The organism is Tamlana crocina (assembly GCF_012037625.1).
This window is the reverse complement of record NZ_JAAVJS010000016.1, coordinates 1-22,245: the sequence shown is the minus strand read 5'-3', so window position 1 is coordinate 22,245 and position 22,245 is coordinate 1. Positions and strand designations below refer to the sequence as shown.

Genomic DNA, 22,245 nt, shown 5'->3' with positions numbered 1-22,245 from the left:
TGCAGTTGCAGTTAGCAGTATGGTCCAAGTTTTTCTCCGCACTTTTGCGAGAAATTAAAGATTTAAGCTGTTTGAACTTAGTTCGCATCTAAACTCGGTGGAGTTTGAAAATTGTAACTACGACTGAAAAACGATCTTTATTGAAACGTAAAATTAATAAACACCCCACGGGTTTTCATCGTAGCAATATTGCTGGTCCACGGGCTATTGGGGTCTTCATCCCTTATTAATTCGTCGTTAATGCCGAATAATCCACGAATGGAAGGGGTAAATTTAAAATTGTACAGATAAAAATCGATACCAAAGCCCAATTCATAAAAAATGGAATTTTTGTTGGTTCTAAACTGCCCGTTGCTATTGTCTTCGGGATTGTTTTCGTTACTCGAAAGATTCAATGCTGTTGAAAACCCGCCAACAATAAATGGTTTGAAATTATTGATGCGCTTAGTTGAAATTTTAACCAACAGCGGCACATGAATGTAAGTGGATTTTACTTCGCGAATCAAATCGGACGACTTTACATCGGGCACGCCTTCAAAATATTCCTGACTGTAATACAGTTCGCGGGTGGTAATAAGCAGTCCGGGCTCTAAACGCAAATCGATAAAGCTGTTTACGCGCAAGTTTCCTATTAAACCCACGTTAAAACCGGGACTTCGTTTTACGTAAATATCACGTAAATCGTTGTTGTAATCGAAATTGAAATCGTAAGTGCTAAAGCCTAAAAAATAGCCCCAGCGCAGTAAGTTATTGTCGGTGCTCCCGCGCCCTTGGTTGGCATCGTAAGTTACTTTTTCTTTTTTAAATAGTTGCGCACTAGAGGTTTGGGTGATGAATAAAAAAGCGATTAATGCAAAAATATGCTTCATGTTATTTTTTCGATGATTTATAGATTGTGGCCACACCAAAAGTTTGTGGAAAATCTTCAACATTTATAAACCCAATTTTGCGTAAAATATTGTTCAAAGCTTCACCGTAAGGAAAAACAGAGGCCGATTCGCTTAAGTAGCGGTAGGCACTTCTATCTTTTGAAAACACTTTGCCAATTAATGGTAAAATGTTTTTGGTGTAAAAGGCGTACCCTTGTTTGTATGGAGTTTTTGTTGGTACCGAGGTTTCTAAAATCACAAAAGTACCACCGGGTTTCAAAACTCTTAAAATTTCTTTAAGGCCGTTTTCTAAAGTTTCGAAATTACGCACACCAAAAGCCACGGTAATGGCATCAAAGGTATTGTCTTCAAAAGGCATGTTTTCGCTATCGCCCAAAACCATTTCTATTTTAGAGTCCAAGCCTTTCTTTTTTACTTTTTCCTTTCCTATTGCCAGCATGCCCGAACTAATGTCTAACCCCACAATTTTTGTTGCATTGGTTTCAGCGAGATTAATAGCCAAATCGCCAGTTCCTGTAGCGATATCCAAAATAGTTTCCGGATTGGTTTCGGCAACCATGTTTACTACTTTCTTACGCCATTTAATATCTATTCCGAACGAAATAACGCGGTTTAAACCATCGTAATCGCCAGAAATGGTATCGAACATTTTGGTAACCTGTTCTTTTTTACCTAAATCGCTGTTTTTATAGGGCTTTACTTTTGACAAATCTGAAAAATTTTTCGACAAATATAAACTTTTAGCCATGCATAAAATAATAAGTGGCCGATTATTATAAAGAACCATTCTAATATGCTTCTATCTAATTTATAGTATATTTGTGCTACTTTTTATGATAAATAGATAATGAAAATTATTATTGCCGGAGCTGGTGAAGTTGGGTTTCATTTAGCAAAACTGTTGTCTTACGAATCTCAAGAGATTACTTTAATAGACCCAGATAAAGATAGTTTAGTTTACGCCGATACGCATTTAGATATTAAGGTTATTCGTGGTGACGCCACTTCAATAGCGGTGTTGAAAGATGCCCGTGTAGAGTCTTCAGATCTATTTATTGCCGTAACATCAAGTGAAACTACCAATATTACCGTTTGTGTTTTGGCCAAGCAATTGGGGTCGCAAAAAACCATTGCCAGAATTTCAAATACCGAGTTCATCCGCCATAAGGAAGAAATTGGATTTACAGAATTTGGTATCGATGAGTTGATTTCGCCAGAATCGTTAGCCGCAGCCGAAATTGAATTATCGCTTAAGCAATCGTCGTTTAATGATACTTACGAGTTCGAAAATGGCGCATTAACCATGGTGGGGCTAACGCTTTCTAGGTCGGCTTCCTTCGTGGGTAAGACGGTAAAGGAAGCGGCCCGAATATTTCCAGAAATTCATTTTGTGCCGATTGCCATTCAACGTTTTGGTACGCAATATACGCTTATTCCTAGAGGTGATACGGTGTTTAAAAGAGGGGATAGTGTGGTGTTTATTACCAATGATGGCGGTGCAGAAGATTTATGCCGCTTAACCGGTAAAGCCAACAGGGCTATAAAAAATGTGATGATTTTGGGCGGTACCCAAATTGGTTTTAAAACGGCTCGCGATTTATCGAAAAAGGGATTTAACGTAAAACTGTTTGAAGCCAACCGGGAGCGCGCTTTCGATATTGCTGATGAATTGCCCAATGTGTTGGTAATTAATAGCGACGGAAAAAATGTTGATGTACTCGAGGAAGAGAATATTTCCGATATGGATGCTTTTATTGCTGTTGGAGATAATTCAGAAACCAATATCATGTCTTGTTTGGTGGCCAAATCCAAAGAGGTGAAAAAGACTGTGGCTTTGGTGGAAAACATGGATTATTTTGAATTGTCGCATTCCGTTGGAATTGAAACTTTAATCAATAAAAAGCTACTGGCCGCCAATACGATTTTTAGGTACATCAGAAAAGGAGAGGTTGTGGCCATGACCAAACTGAACAATATGAATGCTGAATTGTTGGAGTTTGAGGTAAAATCGACCTCAGCCATTTGTAACAAATACATAAAAAATATCGATTTCCCAAGGTCGGCCATTATTGGTGGTGTGGTTAGAAATGGAGAGGGCATAATTGCTTTGGGCGATTTTAAAATCCGTGAGGGCGACCGTATTGTAGTGTGCAGCTTATTGCAATCAATAAAGGGCGTTGAACGATTATTCCGCTAAACATGAAACTTAACTATCAAATTATTTTTCATATCCTTGGGCTGCTATTGCTTTTTAATGGTGGGTTCATGTTGCTTTCGGCACTCATCAGTTTTGTTTACAACGATGGGGTTACGTTAGAGTTGTTTTTGTCCGGAGCAAGCATATCGCTTATTGGGGGGGGGGGCATGCTGGTTACCCGAAAACACCGTAAGGAAATCAATAAGCGTGAAGGGTATATCGTGGTGAGTTTCGGTTGGATTATCATGTCGCTCTCTGGAGCGTTGCCTTATGTTTTAACCGATAGTATATCGAATTTTACCAGCGCATTTTTCGAAACCATGTCAGGATATACCACTACGGGAGCTTCTATTTTAAATGACATTGAAGCCGTGCCCAAAGGCGTTTTGTTTTGGCGGAGTTTAACCCATTGGATCGGAGGTATGGGAATTATCGTTTTAGCGATTGCCATTTTGCCTTTACTGGGTATTGGAGGGATGCAGCTTTTCGCAGCTGAAGCCCCTGGGCCGAGTGCCGATAAATTACACCCCAGAATAACCGATACGGCCAAACGTTTGTGGCTTATTTATTTTGGATATACCGCAGCAGAAACCTTGTTGCTTAGTTTGGCAGGCATGTCGTTCTTTGATGCCATAAACCATGCGTTGTGTACACTTTCCACGGGTGGGTTTTCAACTAAAAATGCCAGTGTGGCCTATTGGAATGGAGACCCCGTAATTCAGTACATCATCATTTTATTTATGTTTTTGGCGGGGACCAATTTCGTTTTGAGTTACTTCGCATTTAAAGGAAAAGTACAAAAGGTGTTACAGGACGAAGAGTTTAAATTGTATTTTAAGTTTATAGCCATTTTTACTCTAATCGCATCGGTGCTTATTTATTTTAGGGCAGATGTTTCGGCGTCTTCCATAGACCATCCCATGGTTTGGGGTGAGGCCGAAAGTGCATTTAGGCATGGTTTGTTTCAAGTACTTTCCGTAATTACCACAACGGGTTTTGTTACAGCCGACTACACCTTGTGGACGCCCTTTTTGGTGGTGTTTTTCTTCGGGCTCATGTTTTTGGGCGGTTCGGCAGGAAGTACCTCTGGAGGTGTAAAAGTGGTTCGCCATTTAATCATGATAAAAAATGGGTTTTTAGAGTTTAAAAGAACCTTGCATCCTAGCGCCATCTTGCCCGTTCGATACAATAAAAGAGCTATTTCAGGAAATATTGTATTCAATATTTTGGGCTTTTTCATTTTGTATATGCTCTCGTTTATTATTGGGGCGTTGGTGTTTTCTATGTTTGGTCTCGATTTTAAGTCGGCCATTGGTTTAGCAGCATCTACACTTGGTAATGTGGGGCCGGCATTAGGCGATTTTGGTCCGGTGAACAATTATGCATCCTTGCCTGGTTTGGGGCAATGGTGGGCATCCTTTTTAATGCTTATTGGCCGTTTAGAGCTCTTTACCGTACTTATTTTGTTTACGCCGTTCTTTTGGCGGAATAGGTAGTTTTTTAGAACACTTTATCAGATGTGTATTCCATTTTCAAGGAAGAGAAGTGTGTTTGCTTAAACTTAAATCCTGAGCTTCTACTGCAACGTTTTAGTTGATTTTTATACTGATATATTGAAACTAAACTTTAATAATTATGGGTGGAGAAGGATCTATGGCAGCAGCCAATGCTTCATTGAAAAATAATAGGAATCAGCTAGCAAAAAGAAAAGATAGTAAAGCTTTATCGGGTAGTTATGCCCATGTAAAAATGAAGGATTTGCCGAAAGCATCTACGCAAAGCCTAAAAAAGATTAGGGAGCAAATACAACGTGAAAATGAAACGGCTCGGAAGAAAGTTATTGTTGGTTTCGTGTTTTTATTTATTGGGGTAATGGCGTTCTTATACTTTCTTTTAGCTTAAATAAAAAAAGCCTGTCAAATTCAAGGAATCTAACAGGCTTTTTAAATTGATATGCTTCGATTAAATTAGCTTACGGCTTCTTTAATGCGTTTCATAGCTTCGATAATTTGCTCGTTTGAAGCGGCATAAGAAATCCTGATACAATCTGGGTTTCCAAAGGCTTCACCGGTTACGGTGGCTACAAGCGCTTCTTCCAATAGGAAAAATGAAAAATCTGAAGCATTGTTTATTTTCTTGCCTTTTAATGTTTTTCCGAAGAAGTGCGTTACGTTAGGGAACACATAAAAAGCACCATCTGGCACATTGCACTTAAAGCCTTCAATGTCGTTCAATAAATCTAAAATTAAATCGCGACGTTGCTTAAACTCGTCGATCATATATTTTACCTTTTCGGGCGATTCATTGCAAGCCGTGATAACGGCACGTTGCGCAATACAGTTGGCACCACTAGTAGCCTGACCTTGCAATTTGTTGCAGGCACGGGCTATTTTTTCAGGAGCACCAATGTACCCGATACGCCATCCTGTCATAGCAAACGCTTTCGATACACCGTTTACGGTAATGGTACGGTCGTACATTTCTTCAAATTCAGCAATACTGGTGTGGCCTTGACCGTAATTGATGTGTTCGTAAATTTCATCCGAAACCACATAAATGTCTGGGTATTTTGCTAAAACATCAACCAACCCTTTAAGCTCCTCTTTACTGTAAACCGAACCACTTGGGTTACATGGCGAACTAAACCACATCATTTTGGTTTTGGGTGTAATGGCAGCTTCCAATTGCTCAGGTGTCATTTTAAAATCGGTAGCGATAGATGTTTTCACTTCAACAGGAACACCACCAAATAATTTAACGATATCTGCGTAGCTTACCCAGTAAGGACATGGTAAAATTACCTCGTCGCCATCGTTAAGCATAACACCGGCAACATTAAACAACGACTGTTTTGCACCTGTTGAAACCACCACTTGCGATGGCGTATAAGTAAGGTTGTTGTCGCGCTTAAATTTGGTGATGATAGCGTCTTTTAAATCGGCGTAACCATCAACAGGCGAATACGAATTGTAATTGTCGTTAATGGCTTGAATAGCGGCCTCTTTAATAAAATCGGGAGTGTTAAAGTCGGGCTCACCAAGACTTAAACCAATAATATCTTTGCCTTCGCCTCTTAATTCTCTTGCTTTGGCTGCCATGGCCAACGTTGCAGAAGTGGCCATGTTTAAAATTCTATCAGATAGTAATTGCATGAAATTTAGTTAAATAGATTGTGATTAGAATTGCAATGCCGGTTTTCTTCCCATTTCCTTTAAATATTTAAAATGTGAAATGATGGCGCTGCGTGTTGTTTTATATTCGTTATAAGGTAAATTAAATTCTTTAGCCGTTTCTCTAACAATTTTAGAGATTTTGGTATAGTGCACGTGGCTAATGTGCGGAAAAATATGGTGCTCTACTTGGTGATTTAATCCACCAGTAAACCAGTTAACTATTTTGTTTTTTGTACTGAAGTTGATAGTGGTTTTCAGCTGGTGGATGGCCCAAGTATTTTTCATAGTACCGTCTTTTTCGGGTAGTGGCATTTCGGCTTCGTCCATAACGTGAGCTAATTGGAATACCACACTTAAAATTAAACCAGCAGTATAGTGCATTACGAAAAAGCCGATTAAAATTTTCCACCAAGCAATATCTAAAATCAGCATGGGGATAACAATCCAAATGCTCACATAAATAATTTTTGAAATGACCAACTTGCTCCAATTCCAAACTGGATTTGGGAATTTTCCGTAAGACAACTTGCGTTTCATATAACGGCGCATTTGTTGCCAATCGGTAGTAATAGCCCAGTTGATGGTCAATAGTCCATAAAGTAAAATGGAATAATAATGCTGAAAACGGTGATACCATTTCCATTCAGAATGTTTTGTAAAGCGAAGAATTCGTCCAGCATCCAAATCTTCATCATGACCGTGTACGTTGGTGTAGGTGTGATGCAGTACGTTGTGCTGTACTTTCCAGTTGTAAACATTTCCGGCAAGAATATAAATACTGCTTCCCATTAAACGATTAACCCATTCTTTATTTGAAAACGAACCGTGGTTGCCGTCATGCATCACGTTCATGCCCACGCCGGCCATGCCCACTCCCATAACAATGGTTAAAAGCAATTGCGCCCAACCTGGCAGGTTTAAGGTTAATAACAAGAAATAAGGTGTTAAAAACAGGGAGAACATCACGATGGTTTTTATCCATATTTTCCAATTACCTGTACGCTTTATTTGGTTTTCCTTAAAATAAGCGTTTACTCTTTTATTTAGTGTTCTAAAAAATTTAGCAGAGTCAGTTCTTGAAAATGAAAGTGCTTGTTTAGTCATTCTGGTATTTTAATATGATTAATCTTTTGGTTTTATTGATCATACCTGGAGGGCAAAGATAGGTATAAACCCAAATAAGTTGTAACGAATTTTTGTAAAAATATGTATTTAAAAACCATATTTTTGTTGAAAATTTAACATTGATGGACCTTATTCTAAAGTATTTCCCAAATCTTACCGAAAAGCAAATTGAGCAGTTTAAAAAGTTGGAGCTACTTTACCAAGATTGGAATTTAAAAATAAACGTAGTGTCGCGTAAAGATATTGACGAGCTGTATTTAAGGCATGTGTTGCATTCGTTGGGTATTGCCAAGGTGTTAAGTTTTAAATCGGGCTCGAACATTTTGGATGTGGGCACCGGTGGCGGATTTCCCGGTGTGCCGCTGGCGATTTTGTACCCCGAATGTTCGTTCCATTTAGTGGATAGCATCGCCAAAAAACTGAAGGTGGTCGATGAGGTGGTTGAGGGGCTAGGGCTTAACAATGTTAAAACTACGCACAGCAGGGTGGAAGATACCGACGGACAATACGATTTTATTGTGAGCCGTGCGGTGGCCGCAATGCCTACTTTTGTACGATGGGTAAAAGGGAAAATAGCCAAGGAACAACGCCACGAACTAAAAAATGGCATTCTCTATTTAAAAGGTGGCGATTTAACCGAAGAACTTCAAGACTACCGTACCACGGCCATTTATAACCTCAGTGATTTCTATTCCGAAGATTTTTTTGAAACTAAAAAAGTAGTGCATTTGCCTTTGAAATATAAAGGGTGAATGATTGCAATTTTATCGTCGTTACAAGGAAATCACGACCGAAGTAATCTGTTTAATCGAAGTTCTGATGTTGAGATTGCTTCGTGCCTCAATGATGATTATGGTTGATGGTTTACAATCTTTCGTCATCCTATGTTTGCAAAAGGATAGAATAAATAATAATTTACTTTGTGTATTATTAACATAAAAAGAGAAAGGCTATTTTCCGTCATTAGTTTAAAAAACAGTTCGTAATGCTTGCCCCTTTCTCTTTGTGCTTAAAGTTTGAACAGTTCATTAGGCATAAAGCCTGTATTTAGGATTGATAAACTAAAGCACTTTAATTATTCGTCATGTGTAAAATTATAGGAATCGACATTAGCAAACAAACTTTTGATGTTTGTTTTAAAGAAAAAGAGCGCGTGTCCCATAAGGTTTATGATAATGTTTTATCAGGATTTAAAAAGTTCAGCAAGCTCCTTGAAGAACAAGATTTGGTAGTTATGGAAGCATCGGGCCCTTATTATGTTCAGCTTACAGAGTATTTGCACAGTCAAGGGATGGATGTTTGTGTAGTAAATCCATTGATAATAAGAAGGTACGGCCAAATGCAATTTTACAGAGCAAAAACCGACAAGAAGGATGCTGAGATTATTATGGAATATGGTTATTTTAAAAAAGAAGAATTGACCTTATGGCAACCAGAAAGTACGGCTGTCAAAAGTTTAAAACAAATGCGAACCGCATTAGAGCTATTGAACAAACAGCATGTGCAAAGCAAGCGTCAATTAGAGGCTTTTAGCTCTTCTGGGTTTGTTGAAAAAGAAGTTGAACAGACCTTAAAAACAATTATAAGGACAATCAGTAAAAAGATTGGTGCCATAGAAAAACAGATGCTTGCAATATGCAAAAACCACTATCAACGTTCATATGATTTATTGACCTCAATACCAGGGATAGGCCCTAAAAGCTCAATAATGTTGATAGCCATAGTATTTCATTCCGATCGGGGCATACAATATGCCAGCCATAAGTTTACCTCTTTAATTAAAGGTTACGATGGTTTTGTTAAACAATCCATGAGCCGCAAAGGCAATTGTTGGGACAATGCCGTGGCGGAATCGTTCTTTAAATCATTAAAGGTGGAATGGGGTTATGGGCACCACTACAAGCTAAGATCCGAAGCTGAGTTATCAATCTTTACATGGATAGAAACTTGGTACAATAATAAAATAAGACATTCCTTTTTAGGATACAAAACTTTAATAGAATTTGAATTAGATATGTATAACCAGAAACTAGCAGCTTAGTCATTCATCTTAAAGTCCATTTTTTTGATGCAAGTCCAAATTTCGTAAAACTTGAAATAAAAATGCCATTTCAGGGTGTTTTTGTTTTTAAAATCCCATATCAAAAACTACAAAGCAACAAATCACTATCCAAAAAAATCACTAAATTTAGTTCCGAAAAATACGGCACATTATTTGTTGCTTTACCGCTATGAAAAACAAAATCCTTCTCCTACTTATTATCGTTCCGTTTATCGGGTTTGCGCAAGTCAACAAATTATTGAGGCAGGCCAAACGCAGCAACAATTCCAACGAAAAAATAGAACTCCTTACCCAAGCCATAGCTTTAGAGCCCAAAAACTGGGATGCTTATTTTTACCGAGCCTTGGCCAAAAACGATATGGGCGATTATGGCGGCGCTATTGTCGATTACTCAAAAATCATCGTGGAAGCCCCCGATGCCGACACCTATTACAACCGGGGCAACTCCCGATTTAGCATAAAGGATTTTACCGGAGCCAAGGAAGACTATGCCAAAGCCTACATGCTGGACGATAGTTTTATTGACGCTCTGTATAGCTTGGCTTGCGTAAAGTTTGAGTTGGGCGAATACGAGGAAGCGATTGAGGATTTCAACACCGTGATTAAAAAAGTGCCCAACCAGCCCAACACTTACATACTTCGTGCTGCGGCCTACCGCGCTTTGGAAAACTACGAAAAAGCAGCCCAAGATTATAGTACGGCGATTTATATTGAACCTTCGGCCGATGCCTTTTACAACCGTGGAGCATTTTATATGGACATTAAATATTACCAACAGGCCAACGACGACCTGAACAAAGCCATCCGTTTAAACAGCAACCACGCTTTTGCTTATTTTTACCGTGGGGCTTCGCATTTAATGCTCGGGAAATTCACCGATGCTATTTCAGATTTCAACAAATCCATCGCCTTTGATGCCAATGATTTTGATGCCCGTTTAGGCTTGGCCATTGCGTACTACAAATTAAAAGATGTTGAGAATGCCAAAACGAATTTTAAGCGTGCCAACAACATTCTTTCCATTCCGCAGGATGTTAATACCATTGAACATTATAGCAATACGTATTGGTTTCAAAACCAATATTATTATTTCAGTAACAATATTGGGCTGATTGCTAAATTATAAACTTTCTGAACGGAAACTTTAATTTATGGAACACTCTCGTGTCATTGCAAGCGGGTACAGCCTGCAATGAGCGCAGTCGAAGTGAAGCAATCTTTTGATAAAAACCGTAATATATATTTAACAGATTCCCACGCTATCGCTCGGAATGAAGCCTTGCTTTTTAAACCGTCTCTTAAATTTATAAGTATTGGGATTTACAATCCAAATGCTTTTTTAATGGAATCAACGTAATCTAGTTTTTCCCAAGTAAACAGTTCCACATCTAGGGTGATGCTTTCGCCGTTAGGTTGCGAAAAGGTTTTGGTAACGGTTTCGTTGGTGCGCCCCATGTGGCCGTAAGCAGCCGTTTCGCTGTACATAGGCGAACGCAGTTTTAAACGCTCCTCAATGGCAAACGGACGCATATCGAAAATTTCAGATACTTTTTGGGCAATTTCGCCATTGCTCAAATCTACTTTGCTGGTGCCGTAAGTGTCGATGAAAATTCCCATAGGCTCTACCACACCAATAGCATAACTTACTTGTACTAAAACTTCGTCGGCCACACCGGCAGCCACCAAGTTTTTGGCAATGTGGCGCGTCGCGTAAGCGGCACTTCTATCTACTTTACTCGGGTCTTTTCCAGAAAATGCACCACCGCCGTGAGCCCCTTTTCCGCCGTAAGTATCCACAATAATTTTACGTCCGGTTAACCCGGTATCGCCATGCGGGCCACCAATTACGAATTTCCCCGTAGGGTTAATGTGGTATTTTATATCGCTGTTGAATAACTTTTGAATGCTTTCGGGCAACTTGGCTACCACACGCGGAATCAAAATCTCCACAATATCTTTTCTAATTTTTGCCAACATGGTCTCATCATTGGCAAAATCGTCGTGTTGCGTAGAAACCACAATCGCATCGATGCGCTGTGGTACATTATCATCACTATATTCAATGGTTACCTGGCTTTTGCTATCGGGGCGCAAATACGTGATGTCTTTATTTTCGCGACGCAACGCCGAAAGTTCCTTTAAGATTCTATGCGATAGATCTAAAGCCAAAGGCATGTAATTTTCGGTTTCGTTGGTAGCGTAACCAAACATCATCCCTTGGTCGCCAGCACCTTGCTCTTCCTTGCTGCCACGATCTACCCCTTGGTTAATGTCTTCCGATTGCTCGTGAATGGCCGAAAATACCCCGCACGAATTGCCATCAAACATATATTCGCCTTTAGTGTAGCCAATGCTGTTAATGGTATCCCTCGCAATTTTTTGTACGTCTAAATAGGTGGTCGATTTTACCTCTCCAGCAAGTACAACCTGCCCTGTGGTTACCAAGGTTTCGCAAGCTACCTTCGAGTCGGTATCGAAAGCTAAAAAGTTATCGATTAACGCATCGCTAATTTGGTCTGCTATTTTGTCTGGATGCCCTTCAGAAACACTTTCTGAAGTGAATAAATAAGCCATAATATTGTATTTTATTGCAAGATTTGACGGAAAACGTCGAAGGAAGTTCGCACTGCCTTTAGCATTTTTCATGCCGTACTTGATACGGCATCTCATCTTCGAAATTATCGAATCTGAAAGAGGTTGCAATCAGTCAAATCTTTCCTCTGTTTTTTTTGATTGGGCAAAAGTATAAAAATTAAGTAAAACCGTTGTTAAAATTTTTCTTAAAAGGTGAAGCGATATTTGTTTGGGGTGGATTTGGCGGTTGACTGTTGTGATGAAGTCCGTCAGTTTGAGTGAATTTTTTGCGATTGCAATGAGTGAAAATTTGTATCGAAAACAAGTATTTCTTTTCAAAAAATTGGCTGTTACATTTTACTTATAAATATTTGTATTTCGAAAATGAGAAAACACGTTTTAAATATGGTCATTTCTACAGTCGGTGTCGTTATTGCGCATCGAAAGTAGGGCTGGTTTAATTAAGCGAAAATATAAATTAAAGCCTTCCCATATGTGAGGGCTTTTTTAGTGCAATTTTTTTTCGTTTTGGGCATCATAAAAATATTGTGTTAAACATCTGATAAACAGATATTTGTGTTTGTTTTCAGTGTTGTGGATTTAACCCATAAACGGAATATGGAGATAAGATAAAGTAGCAATAAATTAATTTCGAAAACTGTTTAAGTGGGTTTTGTTGAAATTTTTGAAAAACCCTTAAAAATTTTAGAATATATCACTAATTCACGATTAAAATAAGAATTATTCATAATAAAAATGAAGGAACTTAATAAATATAGTAGAAGGTTAACTCAGGATGAATCGCAGCCCGCTTCGCAGGCCATGTTGTATGCCGTTGGTTTAACGGACGACGATATGAACAAAGCCCAAGTGGGGATAGCTAGTACAGGTTACGATGGCAACCCCTGTAACATGCATTTAAACAGGTTAAAGGATGAGGTGAAAATAGAGTGTAAGATTGCTAATTTAGTGGGCTTAGGCTTTAACACCATTGGTGTGAGCGACGGTATTTCTATGGGTACTTCGGGGATGAACTACTCGTTGGCATCGCGCGATATTATTGCCGATTCTATTGAAACCGTAATGAATGCACAAAGCTATGATGCGTTGATTTCTATTGTAGGTTGCGATAAAAATATGCCGGGAGCCGTTATTGCTATGTTGCGTTTAAACCGTCCTTCAATTATGATGTATGGAGGTACTATTGCCTCTGGAAATTACAAAGGGAAAAAACTGAATATTGTTTCGGCTTTTGAAGCTTTGGGACAAAAAGTAGCGGGTGAAATTGATGAAGACGAGTACCGCGAAATTATAAAAAGAGCCATTCCTGGGGCTGGTGCTTGTGGTGGAATGTACACCGCCAACACTATGGCCTCGGCTATAGAGTGTATGGGCTTTGCTTTGCCTTACAACTCGTCTATTCCAGCCGAGAATCCGAATAAATTATCCGAGGCTGAGCGTCATGCCATAGCCATAAAAAAACTATTGGAACTGGATTTGAAACCTTTGGATATCATTTCAAAAAAATCCATTGAAAATGCTATTGCATTAGTAAATGCTTTAGGCGGGTCGACCAACGCGGTATTGCACTTTTTGGCCATTGCACATGCGGCCGATATCGAATTTACTTTAGAGGATTTTCAGCGTGTAAGCGACAGAACGCCGCTTATTGCCGATTTAAAGCCTAGTGGAAAATACCTTATGGAAGATGTTCACGGTATTGGAGGAACGCCAGCTGTTATGAAATATCTTTTGGATAATGGCTATTTACACGGCGATTGTATGACGGTTACGGGGAAAACTTTGGCCGAAAACTTAGCGGATGTTGAACCTTTAGAGTTTGAAGAAGATAGCCAAGATGTAATTTACCCAACCGATAAAGCTTTGAAGACTTCTGGAAACCTACAAATCCTTTATGGAAACTTGGCTAGCGAAGGTGCTGTGGCAAAAATTTCCGGGAAAGAAGGATTGGTGTTTGAGGGTAAAGCCGTGGTTTACGATGGTGAACAAGCAGCAAATACAGGAATTTCAAATGGTGAAGTACAACGTGGTGATGTGGTTGTCATCAGGTACGTCGGTCCTAAAGGTGGTCCCGGTATGCCAGAAATGCTAAAACCTACCTCTTTGATTATGGGGGCTGGCTTAGGTAAATCGGTGGCTTTGATAACCGACGGTCGATTTTCCGGAGGAACCCATGGTTTTGTAGTGGGGCACATCACGCCCGAGGCACAAACCGGAGGAGCCATTGGATTGGTGGAAACGGGTGATAAAATTAGAATCAGTGCAGAAGACAACTCCATTAACGTGTTGATTTCAGATGAAGAAATGGCCAAGAGAAAGGCCGAATGGAAAGCTCCAGAGCTTAAACATAAAAAAGGAATTTTATATAAATATGCGAAATCGGTGGCATCAGCATCAAAAGGATGCGTTACCGATGCATAAAAATTGATTTTTTTCATTTCCACCTTAATACTGAGCGTAATCATTGAGAGCATCGAAGCGCATCAAAGTAAAAGTGGAAATCCCAATATAGTGTGATTATGAAAACACAAACCGAAGAAAAAACAAAAGAATTGGCAAATAAAGTAGAACGAATTACAGGTAGTGAGGCCGTTATTAGAAGCTTAATCGCTGAAGGAGTTGATATCCTTTATGGGTATCCTGGCGGCGCTATTATGCCGGTTTACGACGAGCTTTATAAATTTCAGGATCAAATCCATCACGTATTAACGCGCCACGAGCAAGGCGCAGCACATGCGGCTCAAGGTTATGCACGTATTTCTGGAAAAGTGGGGGTGGCCATGGCAACATCGGGGCCTGGGGCAACCAATTTAATTACCGGAATTGCCGATGCGCAAATCGATTCAACGCCCTTGGTGTGTATAACGGGGCAGGTATTCTCCCATTTATTGGGTAGTGATGCGTTTCAGGAAACCGATATAGTTGGTATTTCTACACCGGTAACCAAATGGAATTGCCAAGTAACCAAAGCGGCTGATATTCCAGCGGCGTTGGCCAAAGCCTTTTACATTGCTAAAAGCGGAAGACCAGGACCTGTTTTGGTTGATATTACCAAAGATGCACAGGTTAGCGAACTGGATTTTAAATACGAAAAATGTACAGGAGTTCGCAGTTATAAGCCTGTGCCAAAAACCAGTCCGGATGCTGTAAAAGCTGCGGCGGAATTAATCAATAGTGCCAAAAAACCCATGATTGTTTGGGGTCAGGGCGTTATTTTAGGTGAAGCAGAAGCCGAATTGAAAGCCGTTGTTGAAAAGTCTGGTGTGCCAGCAGCTTGGACCATTTTAGGTGCCTCGGCATTACCAACGTCTCACCCATTAAATGTGGGTATGGTGGGGATGCACGGTAACTATGCGCCTAACAAATTAACCAACGAGTGCGATGTGCTTATTGCTATTGGTATGCGTTTCGACGACCGTGTAACGGGTAATTTAGCAACCTATGCCAAGCAGGCTAAAGTGATTCATTTTGATATTGACCCAGCCGAAATCGATAAAAACGTAAAAACCGATGTGGCCGTTTTAGGAAACGCTAAAGAAAGCTTGGCCATGTTGTTGGACGCTTTAAATGAAAACAATCATGAGGCGTGGTTGCAAGAATTTAAAGACTTATACAAAATTGAGTTTGATAAAGTTATAAAGGACGATATTGAGCCTACAAAAGAAGGTTTGACTATGGGCGAGGTGCTCAAGCAAATCAATATGGAGAGTAAAGGACAAGCCGCCATTGTTTCAGATGTGGGGCAGCATCAAATGATTGCGTGTCGCTATGCCGATTTTAACGTTACCAAAAGTAACATTACTTCGGGTGGATTAGGTACCATGGGCTTTGCGCTTCCTGCGGCGATCGGAGCTAAAATGGCAGCGCCAGAGCGTGAGGTTGTGGCGATTATTGGAGATGGTGGTTACCAAATGAATATTCAGGAATTGGGTACTATTTTCCAAACCAAAGCGGCGGTTAAAATCGTGGTGCTTAACAACGAGTTTTTAGGAATGGTACGCCAGTGGCAGCAGTTGTTTTTCGATAAGCGTTATGCTTCTACCGAAATGACTAATCCTAATTTTGTGGCTATTGCCGAAGGGTATTACATCAAGGCAAAACGCGTAACCAAGCGTGAGGAATTGGCCGATGCCGTTAAGGAAATGATGGCTTCAAAAGAGTCGTACTTCCTTGAGGTTTGCGTAGAGAAGGAAGATAACGTATTTCCAATGATACCTACTGGAGCATCAGTTTCTGATGTAAGATTAAGTTAATTGGAAAACAAGAAAACAGATAAAAGAATATAGAAACTAGAGATGGTGCGGGAGCTTTAAAATAAGATTTATAAGTCTTTTTCTCTTTCATCTTTTCTCTTTCATCTTTTTTAAAAATGAACGAAGACATAAAAACATTCACCATTTCGATTTATACCGAAAACAATATTGGTTTGTTAAACCGTATTTCGGCTATATTTCAAAGGAGACACATTAATATTGAGAGCTTAACCACGTCGCGCTCTGAAATTGACGGCGTAAACCGTTTCGTTATTGTGGTGAATATTACCGAAACCAATGCGAAAAAAATTGTTAAGCAAATTGAAAAGCAGGTAGAAACGATTAGAGCTTATTACCATACCGACGAAGAAACCATCTTTACTGAGTCGTGTATGTTCAAAATCAAATCGAGCTTGTTGTTTGATGAGCCGCAAATTCAAAATATAATCAAGGAAAGCGATACTAGAATTGTTACCGTGAACCGCGAGTTTTTTGTGCTTGAAAAATCTGGTAGACGCCACGAAATTGAGGCACTGCGCCGCGATTTAAACGTATTCGGTATCATGCAGTTTGTACGCTCAGGCCGAATTGCGGTAACCAAAGATGAAATGAAAGTAACCGAATTGCTTAAGGCATTCAATAACCAATAATAGAATAATAACAATTAAAATTAAAATGGGAAATTATTTTAACACACTGTCGTTAAGAGACAAACTAAATCAATTATCGAAGTGTAGATTCATGGATACTTCTGAGTTTTCAGATGGAGTAAATGCATTAAAAGGAAAGAAAATTGTAATAGTAGGATGTGGTGCCCAAGGGTTAAACCAAGGTTTAAACATGAGGGATTCTGGATTGGATATTTCTTATGCATTGCGCGATGCTGCTATTTCAGAAAAGCGTGCTTCTTATGTTAATGCTACCGAAAACGGTTTTACAGTTGGTACTTACCAAGAATTGATTCCAACGGCCGATTTAGTACTTAACCTTACGCCAGACAAGCAGCACACCAATGTGGTAAATGCTGTAATGCCTTTAATGAAAAAAGGAGCTACTTTGGCTTATTCCCATGGATTTAATATTGTTGAGGAAGGAATGCAAATTCGTGAAGATCTTACTGTAATCATGGTAGCGCCAAAGTCGCCAGGTTCTGAGGTTCGCGAAGAATATAAAAGAGGTTTTGGTGTACCGACCTTAATCGCGGTACACGAAGAAAACGATCCAGAAGGCAAAGGTTGGGCGCAAGCTAAAGCTTATGCCGTAGCTACTGGTGGTGATAGAGCAGGTGTTTTGGCATCGTCTTTTATTGCTGAAGTGAAGTCTGATTTAATGGGTGAGCAAACCATTCTTTGTGGATTGTTGCAAACCGGTTCTATCCTTTGTTTCGACAAAATGGTTGAAAAAGGTATCGAGCCAGGTTACGCTTCAAAATTAATCCAGTACGGATGGGAAACCATTACTGAAGGATTGAAATACGGTGGTGTAACCAACATGATGGACCGTTTATCAAACCCTGCAAAAATCAAAGCTTTTGAATTGGCAGAAGAATTGAAGGATATTATGCGTCCGTTGTTCCAAAAACACATGGACGATATTATTGAAGGGGAGTTCTCTAAAGGCATGATGGAAGATTGGGCTAACGACGATAAGAAATTATTGGATTGGAGAGCTGCAACCGGAGAAACTGCTTTCGAAAAAACGCCTGCTGGAGATGTAGAAATTACAGAACAAGAGTACTACGATAACGGTGTGTTAATGGTAGCTTTTGTAAAAGCGGGTGTAGAATTAGCTTTTGAAGCTATGGTTGATTCTGGAATTATCGATGCATCGGCTTACTACGAGTCATTGCACGAAACGCCACTTATCGCCAACACGATTGCTAGAAAGAAATTGTTCGAAATGAACCGCGTTATTTCTGATACTGCAGAGTACGGATGCTACTTGTTCGATCATGCGTGTAAGCCATTGTTAGCCGATTTTATGAAGAAAATCGATACCGACGTTATTGGTAAAGCATACGCTAAAGACAACGGAAAAGCGGTTGACAATGCTAAATTAATCGCGGTTAATAAAGCTTTGAGAAATCACCCTGTTGAAAAAGTAGGTGAGTTCCTTAGAGCATCAATGACAGCTATGAAACCAATAGTATAAGCCATTAAAACCAACTAAACTAAACTAAATTTTGATGGTAAAACCTGTTGGATTTGTAAAGTCCAACAGGTTTTTTTTATGACTAAAAAAATCAAAAGCTATGGAAAGCCAAGTCTATTTCCCACAACTCGAAGACGTAAAAAAAGCCGCCGAAACCATAAAAAATGTTTCGGAGGTAACCCCGTTGAGCCAAGGCTTGAGGTATTCAAAGCAGTTTGGAGCACAGGTTTACCTAAAGCGCGAAGACCTGCAGCAGGTGCGTTCGTATAAGATTCGAGGCGCCTATAATAAAATAAGTTCGTTAACAAAAGAAGAAGCTCAAAATGGCGTAGTATGTGCCAGTGCGGGCAATCATGCTCAAGGGGTGGCCTTGTCGTGTAAACTCCTAAAAATAAAAGGGTATATTTTTATGCCCGCTCCAACGCCCAACCAAAAGGTGGAACAGGTAAAAATGTTTGGTGAGGATTTTATTGAAATCAAATTGGTTGGCGATACTTTTGATGATGCTAGTGAGGCCGCCATGAAGGAATGCCAAGAGCAGGGTAAAACCTTCATTCATCCTTTTGATGACAAAAAAGTAATTGAAGGACAAGCTACTATTGGTCTGGAAATTATTCGGCAATCCCAAGTGCCTATTGATTATGTGTTCATTGCTATTGGCGGTGGCGGGCTGGCATCGGGTTTGTCAACGGTGTTTAAAGAATTGTCGCCCAACACCAAAATTATTGGCGTAGAACCCGAAGGGGCGCCATCCATGAAAACCTCTATAGCGAACAACCAAAATACCGAACTCCAAAATATTGAAAAATTTGTTGACGGTGCAGCGGTAAAACGAGTGGGCGATTTAAATTTCGCCATCTGTAAACAGAATCTCGACGACGTGATTACCGTACCGGAGGGTAAAGTTTGCGAAACCATTTTGGAACTTTATAATAAAGACGCCATTGTGGTAGAGCCGGCCGGGGCATTGAGTATTGCGGCTCTAGATTTTTACGCCGACAAAATTAAAGGTAAAAATGTAGTTTGTGTGGTTAGTGGAAGTAATAACGATATTACCCGAACCCCAGAAATTAAAGAACGGGCCTTGCTATATGCCAATTTGAAACATTATTTTATCATCAACTTTCCGCAGCGTGCAGGAGCCTTAAAGGAATTTGTGGTAGATATTTTAGGGGAGAATGACGATATCACCTATTTCCAGTATGCTAAAAAAACTAATCGGGAAAACGGTTCTGCGGTGGTGGGTGTGCAATTAAAATCATCCAACGATTTAGAGCCGCTCATTGCTAAAATGAAAAAACGGAACTTTTACGGCGATTATTTAAACGACAAACCGGATTTGTTTCAGTTTTTGGTTTAGAATTTTAAAAGGATAGTTTGGTCGTAGCGTAATTATTTTCGCTTTATTGCTCATAATTCTCGAATTTTCAAACACAAATTCTGAGTAATTTTTCTTTACTTTGATGAGGTCAATAAAGGCATTTCAAATATTAGAATAAAACTGGCATTGGCAAAGGCTACTAACAAAAACAAAACACAATGAGTACTATGTTACAAGATATTCCGGAAGCATTTAAAATAGATTCCATTTACCATCAAAACACCTATTTGTCAGGTGGCGAGTTAAAACACTGGGAAGGTGATACGGCCGAGGTGTATTCTACCATTTCATCAACTGAAAAGTATCGTCCAACGTTGTTGGGAACGGTACCGCAGTTGGGAGAGGAAGAGGCTATGGATTCACTAAATTCAGCGGTCTCTGCCTACGATAACGGAAAAGGGTTGTGGCCTACCATGAAAGTGGTAGACCGTATTGCTTGTATGGAAAAATTCGTTAAGCAAATGAAAACCAAGCGTGATGAGGTAGTGAAATTCATTATGTGGGAAATTGGCAAAAACCTTCCTGATGCTGAAAAGGAATTTGACAGAACGGTCGATTATATTTATGATACTATAGAAGATTACAAACAATTAGATCGCGACTCTGCCAAGTTTCAGAAAAACTCTGGGGTTTATGCGCACATCCGTCGTGGACCGCTTGGGGTAGTGCTCTGTTTGGGGCCGTACAATTACCCGCTTAACGAAACTTTCACCTTACTTATTCCCGCACTGATGATGGGAAATACCGTTATTTTTAAACCCGCAAAACTTGGTGTGTTACTTATTTCGCCGTTGTTGGAGGCTTTTCAAAATAGCTTTCCAAAAGGTGTGGTAAACGTGATTTACGGCCGTGGCAGGGTGTTGGCAACACCTATTATGAAATCAGGAAAAGTTGATGTTTTAGCATTGATTGGTAACAGTAAATCGGCCAATGCTTTGCAAGCGCAGCACCCAAAAGGAAATAGGCTTCGTATGGTTTTAGGGCTTGAAGCTAAAAACCCGGCTATTGTGTTGCCCGATGCCGATTTAGATTTAGCGGTTGAAGAATGCATTACGGGAACGCTGTCTTTTAACGGGCAACGTTGTACAGCTTTAAAAGTGGTGTATGTACACGAGTCGGTAGTTGAAGAATTCAACAGACGTTTTTCTTATAAAGTAGATCAATTAAAATTTGGAAACCCATGGGAGCCAGGAGTAAAATTAACACCACTTCCAGAGGTGGAAAAGCCGGCATTTATCCAAGAATTAATTGACGATGCATTGGCAAAAGGTGCAAAAATATTAAACGACAAAGGCGGCAAGTTAACCGAGAATTTTATTTTTCCTGCGGTATTGTATCCGGTGAGTAAAGATATGCGCGTGTTTAAAGAGGAGCAATTCGGCCCGGTAATTCCGGTAGTGCCATTTTCGGATATTGACGAGCCTTTGGATGATATGGCTAGATCGGATTACGGACAGCAAGTGAGTTTGTTTGGAAAGAATGTTCAAACCCTGTCGCCGCTCATCGATACTTTGGTGAATTTAGTATGCCGTGTAAACCTAAACAGCTCGTGCCAACGCGGGCCGGATGTTTATCCGTTCACCGGAAGAAAAGATTCAGCTTTCGGAACACTGAGTGTACATGATGCGTTGCGTTCGTTTTCAATAAGAACTTTTGTCGCTTCAAAAGACAATGCTTACAACAATGCTATTCTTCAAGAGTTATTGGAACAAAAAACTTCTAATTTTATCAGTACTGATTATATTTTGTAATTAAAACCAATATTATATGTTAGTTTCTAAATATTTTACGCTCTTACTGTTGGCTGTGTTTTTAGTGGCCTGCGGTAACAAAGACAAAGAGAAAAAAGAAAATTTTTCTTATGAAAAAACAATGGAAGCCCCGAAAGCAGCCTCCAGCAACCCTAACGATGTAGTTATAACAGGTAATGACGGCATGCAATTCAATAAAAAGGAAATCAGGGTTGAAGCTGGGAAAAAAGTAAAAATCACATTAAGGCACATTGGGAAAATGGACAAAAACGTGATGGGGCACAATTTTGTGTTATTGAAACAAGGGGTTGATGTAATGACCTTTGGGCCTAAAGCTGCTGCGTTTAAGGATAGTGAGTATATTCCCGCTAATACTCAGGATGTGATTGCGCACACCAAGCTAATAGGTGGAGGTGAAACAGCAGTAATCGAATTCGATGCTCCCGAACCAGGGGTTTATGATTTTATCTGCAGTTTCCCTGGGCATTATGCGCTTATGAAAGGCAAATTTATTGTGGAGTAAAAGTAAGATGTATGCTTAAAAGACACTATCCCGAGAAGTGTGTAAGTTATAAATCGAGGGTTTGGCTTGATTAAAGCCGGACCCTTTTTTCAAATATAGTCAAAAACTGGTTTAAAATAATGCCCCAGTTCCTAATGGGCATCG

At 39.7% G+C, this 22,245-nt stretch carries 17 protein-coding genes and 2 pseudogenes; 14 read left to right on the top strand and 5 right to left on the bottom strand.

Translation table 11 applies throughout. From position 1 onward, the window contains the following. Window positions 1-137: 137 nt before the first annotated feature. Together porT and ubiE are read right to left on the bottom strand one after the other, a co-directional pair. A complete protein-coding gene (gene porT / locus HC176_RS11710; RefSeq protein WP_167918517.1) occupies window positions 138-869 on the bottom strand; it encodes a type IX secretion/gliding motility protein PorT/SprT in 732 nt (243 codons plus the stop codon). Between the two features lies 1 nt (window position 870). Continuing rightward, entirely contained in the window at window positions 871-1,599 is a 729-nt protein-coding gene (gene ubiE, locus HC176_RS11705; RefSeq protein WP_425338203.1) for a bifunctional demethylmenaquinone methyltransferase/2-methoxy-6-polyprenyl-1,4-benzoquinol methylase UbiE, read from the bottom strand. 138 nt (window positions 1,600-1,737) lie between these two features. Here ubiE and trkA point away from each other — a divergent pair, with 138 nt between their 5' ends. The 3 genes from trkA (at window position 1,738) to HC176_RS11690 (ending at window position 4,989) form a co-directional block, all read left to right on the top strand. After that, window positions 1,738-3,087 (top strand): Trk system potassium transporter TrkA, encoded by a 1,350-nt coding sequence (gene trkA, locus HC176_RS11700; protein ID WP_167918513.1) that lies wholly within the window; start codon window positions 1,738-1,740, stop codon window positions 3,085-3,087. A 2-nt stretch (window positions 3,088-3,089) separates the two neighbouring features. Then, complete coding sequence (locus HC176_RS11695; RefSeq protein WP_167918511.1) at window positions 3,090-4,583, top strand: TrkH family potassium uptake protein; 1,494 nt, start codon at window positions 3,090-3,092, stop codon at window positions 4,581-4,583. A 139-nt stretch (window positions 4,584-4,722) separates the two neighbouring features. Next, window positions 4,723-4,989, top strand: coding sequence for a hypothetical protein (locus tag HC176_RS11690; RefSeq protein WP_167918509.1), 267 nt, complete (start codon window positions 4,723-4,725; stop codon window positions 4,987-4,989). Between the two features lie 65 nt (window positions 4,990-5,054). On the opposite strand, the gene HC176_RS11685 is transcribed toward HC176_RS11690, so the two are convergent. Continuing rightward, on the bottom strand, window positions 5,055-6,239 hold the full coding sequence (locus HC176_RS11685) for a pyridoxal phosphate-dependent aminotransferase (RefSeq protein WP_167918507.1): 1,185 nt from the start codon (window positions 6,237-6,239) through the stop codon (window positions 5,055-5,057). 24 nt (window positions 6,240-6,263) lie between these two features. After that, the gene (locus tag HC176_RS11680; RefSeq protein ID WP_167918505.1) at window positions 6,264-7,364 is read right to left on the bottom strand and encodes a fatty acid desaturase family protein; all 1,101 of its coding nucleotides are present in this window, start codon (window positions 7,362-7,364) and stop codon (window positions 6,264-6,266) included. Between the two features lie 143 nt (window positions 7,365-7,507). Here HC176_RS11680 and rsmG point away from each other — a divergent pair, with 143 nt between their 5' ends. From rsmG to HC176_RS11665, 4 genes and pseudogenes are all read left to right on the top strand, one after another. Then, a complete protein-coding gene (gene rsmG / locus HC176_RS11675; RefSeq protein WP_167918503.1) occupies window positions 7,508-8,137 on the top strand; it encodes a 16S rRNA (guanine(527)-N(7))-methyltransferase RsmG in 630 nt (209 codons plus the stop codon). Window positions 8,138-8,469: 332 nt separating this feature from the next. Continuing rightward, window positions 8,470-8,901: pseudogene (locus tag HC176_RS20000) on the top strand (IS110 family transposase); the annotation flags it as partial. A gap of 207 nt (window positions 8,902-9,108) precedes the next feature. Beyond that, window positions 9,109-9,426, top strand: a pseudogene (locus HC176_RS19995) (integrase core domain-containing protein); the annotation flags it as partial. 190 nt (window positions 9,427-9,616) lie between these two features. Beyond that, complete coding sequence (locus HC176_RS11665; protein ID WP_167918499.1) at window positions 9,617-10,573, top strand: tetratricopeptide repeat protein; 957 nt, start codon at window positions 9,617-9,619, stop codon at window positions 10,571-10,573. 194 nt (window positions 10,574-10,767) lie between these two features. On the opposite strand, the gene metK is transcribed toward HC176_RS11665, so the two are convergent. Continuing rightward, a complete protein-coding gene (metK, locus tag HC176_RS11660; RefSeq protein WP_167918497.1) occupies window positions 10,768-12,021 on the bottom strand; it encodes a methionine adenosyltransferase in 1,254 nt (417 codons plus the stop codon). A gap of 756 nt (window positions 12,022-12,777) precedes the next feature. Here metK and ilvD point away from each other — a divergent pair. From ilvD to azu, 7 genes are all read left to right on the top strand, one after another. Further along, a complete protein-coding gene (gene ilvD, locus HC176_RS11655; RefSeq protein WP_167918495.1) occupies window positions 12,778-14,463 on the top strand; it encodes a dihydroxy-acid dehydratase in 1,686 nt (561 codons plus the stop codon). 98 nt (window positions 14,464-14,561) lie between these two features. Beyond that, on the top strand, window positions 14,562-16,295 hold the full coding sequence (ilvB, locus tag HC176_RS11650) for a biosynthetic-type acetolactate synthase large subunit (protein ID WP_167918493.1): 1,734 nt from the start codon (window positions 14,562-14,564) through the stop codon (window positions 16,293-16,295). A 116-nt stretch (window positions 16,296-16,411) separates the two neighbouring features. Then, on the top strand, window positions 16,412-16,945 hold the full coding sequence (ilvN, locus tag HC176_RS11645) for an acetolactate synthase small subunit (protein ID WP_167918492.1): 534 nt from the start codon (window positions 16,412-16,414) through the stop codon (window positions 16,943-16,945). Window positions 16,946-16,970: 25 nt separating this feature from the next. Continuing rightward, a complete protein-coding gene (gene ilvC / locus HC176_RS11640) occupies window positions 16,971-18,446 on the top strand; it encodes a ketol-acid reductoisomerase (protein ID WP_167918490.1) in 1,476 nt (491 codons plus the stop codon). A gap of 100 nt (window positions 18,447-18,546) precedes the next feature. After that, window positions 18,547-19,806, top strand: coding sequence for a threonine ammonia-lyase IlvA (gene ilvA, locus HC176_RS11635; RefSeq protein ID WP_167918488.1), 1,260 nt, complete (start codon window positions 18,547-18,549; stop codon window positions 19,804-19,806). 179 nt (window positions 19,807-19,985) lie between these two features. Continuing rightward, on the top strand, window positions 19,986-21,578 hold the full coding sequence (locus HC176_RS11630) for an NADP-dependent glyceraldehyde-3-phosphate dehydrogenase (RefSeq protein WP_167918486.1): 1,593 nt from the start codon (window positions 19,986-19,988) through the stop codon (window positions 21,576-21,578). Window positions 21,579-21,594: 16 nt separating this feature from the next. Beyond that, window positions 21,595-22,101, top strand: coding sequence for an azurin (gene azu, locus HC176_RS11625; protein ID WP_167918484.1), 507 nt, complete (start codon window positions 21,595-21,597; stop codon window positions 22,099-22,101). Window positions 22,102-22,245 lie beyond the last annotated feature (144 nt).